Below are 12,647 nucleotides of genomic sequence, written 5' to 3' on the forward strand. Positions count from 1 at the left end.
ATCTGCCTATTTTGGATAATCGTCTTTTATTTTATCCATCTATCGACGATAACTTTAAACATTTCTTTGTATTGTTCGCCAACAGTTATTTCTGTTTTGCCAACGAATATTGAGTTTTTACTAATTGCAGTTATTTTTTCCAGAGAAACAATATAAGAACGGTGTATTCTCATAAATTTTGAAGAAGGGAGTTTTTCCTCAAGCGCTTTTAAGGATATTAGAGATAGTAATGATTTCTGAGAATCTGCGAGGTGTATTTTTACATAATCTTTTAAACTTTCTATATACAAAATATCTTTTAAGCTAGTTCTTACCCATTGATATTCCACTTTTATAAAAATAAATTCATCATCAATAACATTTGCCTGAGAGTGATTTGATGATTCTTCAAACAATTCTAATACTTTGTGAGATGCTCTTAAAAACTCTTCGTAATTAAATGGTTTTAAAAGATAATCTACTGCATTTACTCTATAACCTTCTATTGCATAGTGATTATAAGCTGTAGTAAAAATAATTTTAGGAATAGGACCTGGTTGTTGCTGTAAGAGGCGGGCTAGTTCCATACCAGTTAAGTTAGGCATATTTATGTCTAAGAAAATAAGATCTGGCTGTTTCTCTCGTATTAATGCCATAGCTTCAATTGCATTATCGCAACTATCTATTAATTGTAAAAAAGGGGTTTGTTCTATAAACGTTTCTACTAGTTTTAATGCCAGAGGTTCATCATCTACAGCTATACATTTTAATATACTCATTGCTCTAAAGTTATTTGCAGGTTTACTTTGTATTTACCATCTTGGGTAGTACCAGCGTTCATAGTGTGTTTGTTTGGGTAAACGAGTTGTAGTCTGCGTTTGGTATTGATTAATCCAATTCCTCCCTGATCTAATGAGGTACTTATTTTTTCAAAAAAAGTGTTTTCTACTTCAAGTTCAAGATTGTTATTATCCTGATTAATTGTGATATTGATTTCGCTTTTATCAGTTGCATGTACGCCATGTTTAAAGGCATTTTCTACCAATGGCAATAGCAACATTGGAATTATGGGATAGTCTATTAAATTTTCGGGAATGTTTGTTGTAATATTTAATTTGCTGTTGGCACGCAGCCTCATTAGCACTATATAGTTTTTTAGAAAATCTACTTCTTTGAGTAATGTTGTCCTTTCTCCTTCAGTATTATAAAGTAAGTAGCGCATCATATGGCTTAGGGTGTGGAGTGCACTACGAGAATCCTCTATGTTAGAATAGGTAAGTGAGTAGATACTATTGAGTGAGTTGAAAAAAAAGTGAGGATTTATTTGTGCTTTAAGCATCGCAAGTTCAGCCACGGTTTTGTCTTGCTCGAGTTTTTGTTTATGCTGTGCTGCTTTTTGCCAATGTTGTAACATGGCCCAACTGGTACTAATTCCTAAAACTAATAAGGTTATGGTAAAAATGAAGTTGTCGAAATACCGATTTCTATATTTCTGAAAACCCAGTAATGCTGCAATCTTATTGTGCATATCTGTTTGCGAAGTGTATAGATAGGCGATAAGTTGTAATGAAAATATAACTAGAAAAATCCATAATAAAAAAGGACCTATTTTGTCTTTTATAATAGTTTTTGGAACTATAATTTTTGCATTAGCATAAAAGAGAACAATCATAATAAATAGTACGGTACATTGCCACAGCCAAAAAAATGGAGGTATTGCTATATTCCAAGTTAATGGTATGTAAAATAGCAAGATAAACCCTAGTAATAACCAAACGAGGATATGCAATCCAGTAAATAAATACGGTTTAAAAAAATTTAGTACCATTATGATTTAAGATTTTAATGACAATATTACATTTTATTTAAACGTGATATAAAACCAATCGTCAGAAATGGAATTATAACCTTTAAAAACCATTTTAGAGTCGATGAGATTACTTTAAACGTATTATTTTACTTATAATAACTTTTGTCGATTGTAATGTTCTCTCTGTCGATTATCTATAGGAGCTACATCTATTAACTCATTTTTGTGTGTTATGTTTTAGTTCATTTGCTTTAATATAAATGATAATTACATAGTTTACAATGAATAAGCAATCTCTTTTAAGCATCCTTGCAGCGTCTATTGTTATCGCATCATGTGGTAATAAAAACGATAAATCGGCTCAAGCCGGAGGTGCACCGCAAGTTAAAGAATATAAAACGCTGACTTTACAGCCAAAATCTGCAACATTAAATACGGACTATCCCGCGAGTATTCAGGGACAGCAAAATATAGAAATTCGCCCTAGGATAGAAGGCTATATCGATAAGATTTATGTTGATGAAGGTGCTGTTGTTAAAAAAGGACAGCCTTTGTTTAAAATTAATGCGCCCGAATATGAGCAACAAGTTCGTACGGCAGCAGCAAGCATAAAAAGTGCTCAGGCAGATTTAAGTACAGCAAAACTGGCGGTAAATAAAGTTAAGCCTTTGGTAGAAAAAGGAATCATTAGTAAATATGAACTTGAATCGGCACAGTATACGTATGAATCGGCTTTGGCATCATTGGCACAGGCTAATGCAAGTTTAGTAAATGCCAAAACAAATCTGGGTTATACTACAGTAACCAGTCCCGTTGATGGAGTTATTGGTTCTATTCCGTTTCGTTTAGGAAGTTTAGTGAGCTCTTCTACAGCCGACCCATTAACAACTGTTTCTAGTATAGGTAATGTGTATGCATATTTTGCTCTAAACGAAAAATCGCTTCTGGACTTTACCAAAACGGATAATTCTGAAGCATCATTAGAGCAAAAAATTAAAAAGATGCCAGCAGTCTCATTGCTTCTTGCAGATGGCTCAAGTTATAATGAAAAAGGACGTATCGAAACCATAAATGGATTAATCAATACAGAAACTGGTTCAGTAAATATCAGAGCACGTTTTCCTAATACTAAAGGTATCATCAGAAGCGGAAGTAGCACAACAGTAAGAATTCCAAACGAAGTAAAAGAGGTATTGTTGGTTCCACAGAGTGCCACATTTGAACTTCAGGATAAAATTTTTGCAGTCACAGTTGGAAAAGACGGAAAAACAAAAAATGCTAATATTTCAGTATTAGAAAATTCTGCTGGAAATTATTATGTAGTAACAAGTGGTTTGCAATCGGGAGATCAAATTGTTTTAGAAGGAGTTGCTTCACTTAAAGAAGGTACTCAAATCAAACCTCAAAATCAGAGTGCCGAAACTGTTTATGCTGACTTAAAATAAAAAGAAATGTTTAAAATATTTATACAACGACCAGTACTTTCTACGGTAATATCTGTTATTATCGTAATCTTAGGTATTCTAGGACTTGCGTCACTTCCTATTGCGCAATATCCTGACATTGCTCCACCTACAGTAAATGTGTCAGCGAGTTATACAGGAGCCAATGCAGATGTGGTACTTAAGAGTATCGTAGTTCCGCTAGAAGAGCAAATTAATGGTGTGGAGAACATGACTTACATGACTTCATCTGCTACTAATGATGGAAACGCTTCGATAAAAATCTATTTTAAAGTAGGTACAGATCCAGATCTTGCTGCCGTAAACGTACAAAATAGAGTTTCGAGAGCTACGAGTTTATTGCCTGCTGAGGTAACTCAGGCTGGGGTTACAGTAACTAAAAGCCAGAGTAGTAATTTATTGATATTCTCCTTGTATAGTGAAGATAAAGCGTATGATCAGACGTTTCTTCAGAACTATGCTAAGATTAATTTAGTGCCTCAAATCCAGCGTGTAGTTGGAGTAGGAGATGTGAATGTTTTTGGATCCATGGATTATTCTATGAGGATTTGGCTGAAACCAGATGTAATGCAGCAATACAAACTGATTCCGAGTGATATATCTAAAGTTTTGGCGCAACAAAATGTTGAAGCAGCGCCAGGGAAGTTTGGAGAAAACGGAAAACAGGCTTTTCAATATGTTATCAAATATAAAGGGCGTTTAACAAGTGCAAAAGAATTTGAAGATATAGTTGTTAAATCTGCCGGAAACGGACAATTGTTACGATTAAAAGATGTGGCAAAAGTAGAGTTAGGATCTTTAAGTTATGCTTCGGCAAATATTACCAATGGTTTTCAATCGGTAGCAATTGCTATTAGCCAAACGCCAGGTTCTAATGCACGTGATGTAATTAATAACTCTAAAAAAATTATTGATGAAGCGGTAAAAAGTTTTCCTAAAGGAGTAAAATATACGACTTTAGTTGATGTTAATGAAAATCTGGATGCTTCGATAGAGAAAGTAATCCATACATTGATCGAAGCTTTTATCCTTGTTTTTATTGTAGTATTTATTTTCCTTCAGGATTTTAGATCAACTTTAATTCCGGCAATTGCAGTTCCGGTTGCTATTGTGGGAACATTCTTCTTCCTTGATTTATTCGGGTTTACGATTAACTTATTGACGCTTTTTGCGATGGTACTTGCTATTGGTATTGTGGTCGATGATGCTATTGTGGTCGTCGAGGCAGTTCACGCCAAGCTCGATAGTGGTTATAAATCAGCTAAGAAAGCGACAATTCATGCCATGAATGAAATTTCGGGTGCCATTATTTCGATTACACTTGTAATGGCAGCAGTATTTATTCCAGTAACATTTATTGCAGGATCTACAGGAGTTTTTTATAAGCAATTTGGTATTACACTAGCCGTTGCCATTATTCTTTCGGCAGTAAATGCATTGACCCTGAGTCCCGCTTTATGTGCTTTACTTTTAAAACCACATGCAGACGATCATAAACATAAAAGTTTTATACAACGATTTTATACCTCTTTTAATGTCGCTTTTGATAATTTAACGGGTAAATATAAACGTTCGATTAGTTTCCTTTCGGTAAAAAAATGGATTGTACTTGTCGCAATCTTTATTGCTGGAGCAGGATTGTTTTATATGATGAAAACGACACCATCGGCTTTTGTTCCTGCAGAAGATCAAGGAGTAGTTTTTGCCAATATTAGTTTACCACCTTCATCGTCTATGGAGCGCTCTGCAATCGTAGCAAAGAAAGTAGATAGTATTGCACATACGATTCCTGGAGTTCAGACAACGCTTCAAATTGTTGGACAGAATTTTACAGCTGGAGCAGGTAGTGCTTATAGTATGGTTATTGTTCGATTAAAAAAATGGGAAGATCGTGAGGCAACTGTAAATGATGTAATTGGGCAACTTTTTGCAAAAACAAGCGGTATTCGTGAAGCTAGTATTTTCTTTATTTCTCCACCAACAATTTCGGGATTTGGACAAAGTGGAGGATTTGAATTCCAATTACAGGATAAAGGAGGGCATAGTACAGCAGAATTTTATAAAATAAATAACGAGTTTTTAGAAAAACTATCTAAGCGCCCAGAAATACAATATGCAACTACGCCATTTAATCCTGGTTTCCCACAATATATGATGGATATCAACCTGGCAAAAGCAGAAGAAGCAGGTGTTACAGTTGATGGAATTTTGTCTACGATGCAAGGGTATTACGGAGGTTTGTATGCTTCAAATTTTAATAAATTCGGAAAACAATACCGTGTTATGATTCAGGCATCGCCAGAATTTAGAACCAATAAAGAAGGATTGAACAAAATATTTGTTCGTAATAGCGCTGGAACAATGGCTCCAATTACGGAGTTTGTAACTATGACCAGAGTTTTTGGACCAGAATCAATTTCCAGGTTTAACCTATTTACTTCGATTTCTATTACAGGAGCACCAAATCCGGGTTACAGTTCGGGAGATGCTATTAAAGCGATTCAGGAAGTAGCTGCCGAAAATCTTCCTGCAGGTTATGGATATGAATTCTCGGGATTAACACGTGAAGAATTAGCATCAGGAAGCGAAACCGTATTTATTTTCATATTGTGTCTGGTATTCGTTTATTTCTTGTTGAGTGCACAATACGAAAGTTACATTTTGCCTTTTGCAGTGTTGCTATCTATTCCGTTTGGATTAGCAGGAGCCTATTTATTCTCTATCGTATTTAAAATCAATAGTAATATTTATCTGCAGATTTCATTGATTATGCTTATCGGGTTGCTGGCGAAGAACGGGATTTTAATTGTAGAATTTGCACTTGATAGAAGGCGAAAAGGAATGCCAATTGTACAAGCAGCAATTGAAGGGTCTGTAGCGCGTTTGCGACCAATTTTAATGACTTCTTTTGCCTTTATTTTAGGACTTACACCTTTAATGTTTTCTTCAGGAGCAGGAGCGGTAGGAAATAAATCAATTGGTACAGGAGCAGTTGGAGGAATGTTAATCGGAACAATTTTGGGAGTTTTTGTAATTCCGGTATTGTTTATCATTTTTCAAACCTTGCAGGAAAATATTAGTGGTCCAGCCAAAGATGGTTATGATGATGAAGACGATGACGAAGTACAATTGATAGAAACTCATAAAGAGTAGTAATTTAATTAAGAAGAGAGATGACTCATAGTGCAAATAAATATATTATACTAGTAACTGCAGCTACACTATTAAGTGCGTGCTCAATTACTAAAAAGTACGATCGTCCGACGACAATTTCTACGGATAAGTTATATCGTGATCAGGCTCCTGCCGATTCGACTACGCTGGCAAATATGCCTTGGCAGAGCGTTTTTAAAGACAGTAAACTAAATGCTTTGATTCAGAAAGGATTAGTTCAGAATATTAATCTGAAAAATGCGATAGAAAATATTGTTCAGTCACGTGCAGCTTTACGCCAGACTAAATTGGCTTATTATCCAACTCTAAATATTGATGCTAATGCAACGCGTAGTAAACAATCGGAAGCGGGACTTAATTTTCCTGCCGGAATTGATATTAATACGTTAACAACAACTTATAAATTAGGTCTGAGCACTTCGTGGGAAGCTGATATTTGGGGTAAACTGAGTAGTTCTAAACGAGCTGCTCTGGCAACTTATCTTTCTACAGATGCTGCAAAACAAGCAATTCAGACACAACTGATTGCTGATATTGCAAATAATTATTTTTTATTGTTGGCTTATGATAAACAATTAGCAATAACAAAAGCGACACTAGAAAGTCGTATTAAAAATGTAGCAGTTATAAAAGCGTTAAAAGAAGGAGCTGTAGTTACCGGAGCATCAGTAGTACAAAGTGAAGCCAATCAACATGCAGCCGAAGTTTTGATTCCAGATTTAAAAAGAAGCATTCGTGAAACCGAAAATGCTTTGAATATTTTATTAGGGCAAGCTTCAGGACCAATAGAAAGATCTAGTTTGGAAAGTCAGGTTACTCCAGAAAATTTAGCAATAGGTTTACCATCTCAATTGTTAGAAAATCGTCCAGATGTTCGTCAGGCAGAATTTAATTTCAGAGTTGCTTTTGAAAATACTAATATGGCAAAAACATATTTTTATCCAAGTTTGACCGTTACAGCAAGTGGTGGATTTTCGAATTTGCAATTGACGGATTTCTTTACTAATTCTGTTTTTTACTCTTTAGTTGGAGGATTGACTCAGCCATTGTTTAACCAAGGAATTAATAAAGCAAGATTAACATCGGCACAATCAAAACAAGTTCAGGCATTAAATAATTTCCAACAAAGTCTTTTTGTTGCAGGTCAGGAAGTTTCTAATGCTTTGTATGCTTATGAGATGGCGGTTGAAAAAGAAGATTCGAGAGAGAAACAAATTGAAGCATTGATAAAATCAGTTGACTTTACACAACAACTTTTAGAATACAGTTCGGCTACCAATTATACAGATGTACTGACTTCAGAACAAAATCTTTTGGCAGCACAATTGAGCGGAGTAAATGATAATTTACAGAGGTTACAGGCTGTTGTAGACTTGTATCGCGCTTTAGGAGGTGGTTGGAAATAAGCAATTAATGTAATAAAATAATAAAGGTCAAAACACAAACTCGCTAATTTAGCGAGTTTTGGTTTTTGTAAATCTTCGTAACAGTATCGTTTTTCTGACAAGAATTGTTTAAAGATTATCCTTTTTTATAAATAATAAAAATAAATTTTTATTTAAAAAATAATAAAAGATATTTGCACCCATTAGATTTTTAAATCTAATATCCCAAAGACTAAAAACAATTTTAATTAACCTACAAGCAATGATTACAAACATCAAGAGGTGGCTCTATGCCAGCTTACTACTTACTGGTTTTCTTATATCTACAAGTTGTGATAAGGATGACCAATCTACGGCTTATGAAGCCAACTATTTGCCAAGCATTGATGCAACAAATTTACAACCAGGTAATCGAGCTATGACTATGTTTGAAGACGACGAAAGTCCTTCAAAAATGTATGACAAAAAAGATCGTTGGTTTCGAGTAAATCAACCAATGCAAGTAATTCAAAAAGGAAAAGATTCAGTACAAATTTCTCTTTACTCTCCTGTTGGACTTACAGATGTAAGAATCTATGCAAAATTGCCTAATTATGACAAGCGATTCTTAATTTATAATTTTAGTAAAGTTCCAGCTTTTCATCGTTCGTTTCACCAACTTCCTTTGGTTGCTGGCAAAAATGATTATTTATTAGAAAGTGGTAATGCGGTAACAATTGATAAAATTGATGGTTTCTCTTCTGGAGCAATCGAATTTTCAGTAGAATCTAGCGATCCATTATTTGCAAAATTCAAAAAGATTAAGTCTTCACATTTAGTTCAATTTAACGATTGGTATCATCTTAGCGGTGATGCGTCTTATGTGTATTTGCCTATGAATCCTGTTTTGGCTAAAGAAGCAATAGCAATGATTATCAACTATTCGTATGCTTTAAGTCACCCAATATATTATGACACTTTTATTAATTTTGATAGATACAAGCAAGAACAAGCTGCTCAAGCTGGTACAGCAATAAATGGTGCTATTTATTGGCATGGAAATGTTGATGATGTTGGTGGTGTTTATGATTATCTTTCTAAAGCTGAAATAGAGAAAATATATTGGAATTATCTTGATAGCAGAACTGTTGATATGGCAATGGTAGGTGGAGGATCTGCTTGGGGTGGCGGAGCTTTGGCTTCTCAATGGGAGTCAAGTTATGTAACTGGACACTGGAAAGGGGATATGTCGGTTTGGTCACACGAATATTCACATCATATCGGTTTTAGCCATAGTAGTAATTTAGCCAATAGTGGCGAAGGTGGGGGACAACAAGAGATGTTGACTCATTTTTACAAATACTTGATTTACCTAAACGATCTTCCTTTTACAGATCCAGATGTTTTAAAAGGATATACTAAAACAAACTACTTAACAGGAACTTACAAAAAACCTGTTTTTAAAATTGATCCCAAAAATCCATTCTTAATAAAATATAAAGGAGACGGAAAATGGAATTAACACCTAAAACTACAATGAATAAAATAGCTTTTTTTATACTACTGCTTTGCGTTTTTACAAACTGCAGTAAGGATTCTTTTGAGGGGACATCTCCTAATCATAGTTATTATTATCCTACTGACGAAGCATCAATAACTGTAAGTCAAATTGGAGACGGAAAAGGGACATTTAATCCTAAAGGTATCGCTGTAGCAAATGACAAATTATATGTTTGTAATGGTGATGTACTTGAGATTTTTAACGCTCAAACATTAGCTCATATAAAAACAATTGCAAACTACACTAAGGGAGCTACTACAATTGCGTTAACCAAACTTTCTTCGGTATGTGTAGATAATGGCAGAATTTATATTGGGAGCGTTGATTCAAGACTTTTTGTTATTGACGAAACGACAAATGCTGGAATTAGTACAGTAGGAAACGGTAACTGGTGGGAAACTTTTGTACACGTTTTTGGAGTTGTAGTAAAAGACGGATTAGTATTCGTTAAAGAAAAAGAAACGAGTATTAAAGTTTTTGAGGCATCGCAAATTACGGATAAAAGTAATTGGAATTTAGCTCCTATGGCCAAGTTAAATACTTTAAAAGGTTATGATGAGGTGTATTCAATGGATGTTGCAGATGGGAATCTAGTTGTAGCAGGAAGAAACGCAAAAGGGTATTTGTATTACAACATTGCTGGTATTCGTGCCAATGGAGCGGCTTCGCTTACAGTTCCTATACAAGCTACAGTAATTCCGTTTGGAGAGGCAAAACCTCTTGCACTTGCTATTAGTGCAGATTGGGCTATTACCTCAGAAAATGTTAAGGATTTAAATTATTTGCGTATTTATCCTAGAAGAGAATTCATGGACAAAATTTACAATCCAAGAGTAAATGCTTCGGATGTTATGGGACAAAATAATTTTGGAACTATTGTAAGTACAGCACAACTTAATGACCGTCTTTTTTTATCGGATAATACAAACCAGAAAATTAGGGTTATTAAACTTAACCAATCTGCAATTACAGAACAAAGATAATAACGATTGTAATATTTTTTTATTGAAAATATTCATATTTAAGCCCACTCAATCGAGTGGGCTTTTTTGTGTCTAATATTTCATTTCCAATTTTGCAAGAAATAATGTGTAATGGATTATTCTTGAGAAGAATACATGAATATTAAAATGTAATCTCTTTACATATGATTACTCCCTTAAATTTAAATTAGGTATTATTTACAAGACTTTATCATTTTAATTAATTTTGTATACATTCACTTTACAAATTAATCTCTTTATACAAATGCTGGAACAATTTAAAAAATATATGCTAAGTAATACTGATATATCAGAGGAACAGTATAAAGAGTTAGAGCATTTGGTACATTCTCTTAAAATAAAAAAAGGAACAATTTTATTAAAAGAAAATCAAATTTGTGACAGAGCATTCTTTGTGTGTAAAGGTTTGTTACGTTCCTATACTGTGGATGAAATGGGAAAGGATCATATTATCCAGTTTGCTTCAGAAAATTGGTGGATTGCAGACAGGAGCAGTTTTTACTTTGATGAACCATCAGATTTATTTATTGATGTAATTGAAGATGCAGAGATAATTTATATCCAAAAGGAGTTTCTTAAAAATGCTGAGAAAATCTCTGTAAATTTTGTTTCTTTTAATACCCTCGCTTTGCAAAAAAATATTCGCCAGATGCAGAAAAGAATAAATTATTTATTGGCAGCCACCGCTGAGAAAAAATATTTAGATTTTATAGAAACGCATCGCGAAATTACCTTTAGATTACCACTTCAAATGATTGCTTCTTATCTTGGCATTACCCCCGAAAGTTTGAGTAGAGTCCGAAAAGAACTAGCCAGAAAAAACTTCAAGTACTAAGTTATTCAGTACAGACTCCATAATAGTTGTTATTAATACAATAACATCCTCATAATATTTTTTAGGCTCAAAGCCGATTCTTTACAATAGAGAGTATTTGTTTCAAATTAAATTTTGAAGCATAATACTGTCATGTTTCTGCATTTCTATAAGTTGATAATCATTGATTTATATTTTTATTCTCCCTTTTTATATTTCTTATCATAGATCAAGTACTTAGTTTTTTATCCTTACTAATTTTACAATACTAAAAAACTAGATCATGGAATACACAGTTATAAATAACGAAAAAGACAAACGTTTTGAGATTCATTTAGATGGGAAGATAGCGTTTGAACAATACAAATTGTTTGATGGCGGTATTGCTTATATACATACAGAAGTTCCGCCCGAATTAGGAGGAAGGGGCATAGCAGCGTATATCGCTAAATATGTTTTGGATTATGCAGAAGAGAATCATCTTAAAGTAAAACCTTATTGTCCATACATAAAAGCCTATATCGATAAGCATCCTGAATATCAGGCAAACTCATTGTTTCATAATAAAGAATAATATCACAATGAAAACAAAAAAAATAGAACAAGTATTAGCACCGCCTGCACCACATATGGTAGGAGACGGGTTTAGAGTGCATAATTTTATTCCTTACGGAAAAGGGATGAGCATGGAGAGAATGAGTCCATTTATAATGATGGATTATAACTCTAAATTTTATTTTTCGCCAACAGATGAATTAAGAGGTGTTGGAGTACATCCTCATAGAGGTTTTGAAACAGTTACGATTGCCTACAAAGGGAAAGTAGCACATCATGACAGTTCTGGAAACAGTGGTGTAATTGGTGAAGGAGATGTACAATGGATGACTGCTGCTTCTGGAATTTTACATAAAGAATATCACGAAGAGCAGTTTAGCAAAGAAGGAGGTGATTTTCAGATGGTACAGCTTTGGGTAAATCTTCCAGCCAAGGATAAAATGACAAAACCCAAATATCAGGGGATTATTAATAGCGAAATCAATAAGCATAAACTGCCTAATGATGATGGTATTATAGAAGTTATTGCAGGTGAATATAATGGTACTCCAGGAACAGCCACAACATTTACTCCTGTGAATTTGTTTAATGCAAAATTGAACAAAGGAGCTACTACAACTTTTAATTTCCCTGCTAATCACAACTCAGCACTTTTAGTGATAGAGGGAAGTATTAGGGTTAATGATAGTGAAAATGTACCTGCAGATAATTTTTTGCTTTTTGCAAATGAAGGTGAAGAATTTACAATTAAAGCATCTGAAGATTCGATAGTGTTGATATTGAGTGGGGAACCGATAAATGAGCCAATAGTTGCTCATGGGCCTTTTGTTATGAATACCCAGGAAGAAATCATTCAGGCATTCGATGATGTAAATATGGGGAGGTTCGGGTATTTAGAGTAATTAATAGATTAAGAATTAAAT

10 protein-coding genes are annotated in these 12,647 nt (G+C 34.1%); 8 read left to right on the top strand and 2 right to left on the bottom strand.

What is annotated here, in order from left to right; translation table 11 throughout:
• Positions 1–26 precede the first annotated feature (26 nt).
• Together AC3IPI_RS14050 and AC3IPI_RS14055 are read right to left on the bottom strand one after the other, a co-directional pair.
• Positions 27–758 (bottom strand): LytR/AlgR family response regulator transcription factor, encoded by a 732-nt coding sequence (locus AC3IPI_RS14050; protein ID WP_489153455.1) that lies wholly within the window; start codon positions 756–758, stop codon positions 27–29.
• The gene (locus AC3IPI_RS14055; protein ID WP_489153457.1) at positions 755–1,807 is read right to left on the bottom strand and encodes a sensor histidine kinase; all 1,053 of its coding nucleotides are present in this window, start codon (positions 1,805–1,807) and stop codon (positions 755–757) included. The genes AC3IPI_RS14050 and AC3IPI_RS14055 overlap by 4 nt, the downstream gene beginning before the upstream one ends.
• A gap of 263 nt (positions 1,808–2,070) precedes the next feature.
• Here AC3IPI_RS14055 and AC3IPI_RS14060 point away from each other — a divergent pair, with 263 nt between their 5' ends.
• The 8 genes from AC3IPI_RS14060 to AC3IPI_RS14095 all read left to right on the top strand — a co-directional run bounded on the left by AC3IPI_RS14060 (position 2,071) and on the right by AC3IPI_RS14095 (position 12,626).
• Complete coding sequence (locus AC3IPI_RS14060) at positions 2,071–3,234, top strand: efflux RND transporter periplasmic adaptor subunit (protein WP_489153459.1); 1,164 nt, start codon at positions 2,071–2,073, stop codon at positions 3,232–3,234.
• Positions 3,235–3,240: 6 nt separating this feature from the next.
• A complete protein-coding gene (locus AC3IPI_RS14065) occupies positions 3,241–6,405 on the top strand; it encodes an efflux RND transporter permease subunit (protein WP_489153461.1) in 3,165 nt (1,054 codons plus the stop codon).
• 20 nt (positions 6,406–6,425) lie between these two features.
• Positions 6,426–7,832, top strand: a complete 1,407-nt coding sequence (locus tag AC3IPI_RS14070; RefSeq protein ID WP_489153463.1) for an efflux transporter outer membrane subunit — start codon at positions 6,426–6,428, stop codon at positions 7,830–7,832.
• Positions 7,833–8,073: 241 nt separating this feature from the next.
• Positions 8,074–9,312, top strand: a complete 1,239-nt coding sequence (locus AC3IPI_RS14075) for a hypothetical protein (RefSeq protein WP_489153465.1) — start codon at positions 8,074–8,076, stop codon at positions 9,310–9,312.
• Positions 9,303–10,334: an NHL repeat-containing protein gene (locus AC3IPI_RS14080; protein WP_489153467.1), complete on the top strand. Its 1,032-nt coding sequence runs from the start codon at positions 9,303–9,305 to the stop codon at positions 10,332–10,334. Before AC3IPI_RS14075 ends, AC3IPI_RS14080 begins: the two co-directional genes overlap by 10 nt.
• A gap of 265 nt (positions 10,335–10,599) precedes the next feature.
• Positions 10,600–11,190 (top strand): Crp/Fnr family transcriptional regulator, encoded by a 591-nt coding sequence (locus tag AC3IPI_RS14085; RefSeq protein WP_039112805.1) that lies wholly within the window; start codon positions 10,600–10,602, stop codon positions 11,188–11,190.
• A 262-nt stretch (positions 11,191–11,452) separates the two neighbouring features.
• A complete protein-coding gene (locus AC3IPI_RS14090; protein WP_039112804.1) occupies positions 11,453–11,743 on the top strand; it encodes a GNAT family N-acetyltransferase in 291 nt (96 codons plus the stop codon).
• 7 nt (positions 11,744–11,750) lie between these two features.
• Positions 11,751–12,626, top strand: coding sequence for a pirin family protein (locus tag AC3IPI_RS14095; RefSeq protein ID WP_489153470.1), 876 nt, complete (start codon positions 11,751–11,753; stop codon positions 12,624–12,626).
• Positions 12,627–12,647: the final 21 nt, after the last annotated feature.

The organism is Flavobacterium sp. GL_143, from assembly GCF_057834355.1.

Coding starts and splice junctions, on each gene's coding strand:
- AC3IPI_RS14050 (WP_489153455.1), bottom strand. CDS start 758: ATGAGTATATTAAAATGTATAGCTGTAGATGATGAACCTCTGGCATTA.
- AC3IPI_RS14055 (WP_489153457.1), bottom strand. CDS start 1,807: ATGGTACTAAATTTTTTTAAACCGTATTTATTTACTGGATTGCATATC.
- AC3IPI_RS14060 (WP_489153459.1), top strand. CDS start 2,071: ATGAATAAGCAATCTCTTTTAAGCATCCTTGCAGCGTCTATTGTTATC.
- AC3IPI_RS14065 (WP_489153461.1), top strand. CDS start 3,241: ATGTTTAAAATATTTATACAACGACCAGTACTTTCTACGGTAATATCT.
- AC3IPI_RS14070 (WP_489153463.1), top strand. CDS start 6,426: ATGACTCATAGTGCAAATAAATATATTATACTAGTAACTGCAGCTACA.
- AC3IPI_RS14075 (WP_489153465.1), top strand. CDS start 8,074: ATGATTACAAACATCAAGAGGTGGCTCTATGCCAGCTTACTACTTACT.
- AC3IPI_RS14080 (WP_489153467.1), top strand. CDS start 9,303: ATGGAATTAACACCTAAAACTACAATGAATAAAATAGCTTTTTTTATA.
- AC3IPI_RS14085 (WP_039112805.1), top strand. CDS start 10,600: ATGCTGGAACAATTTAAAAAATATATGCTAAGTAATACTGATATATCA.
- AC3IPI_RS14090 (WP_039112804.1), top strand. CDS start 11,453: ATGGAATACACAGTTATAAATAACGAAAAAGACAAACGTTTTGAGATT.
- AC3IPI_RS14095 (WP_489153470.1), top strand. CDS start 11,751: ATGAAAACAAAAAAAATAGAACAAGTATTAGCACCGCCTGCACCACAT.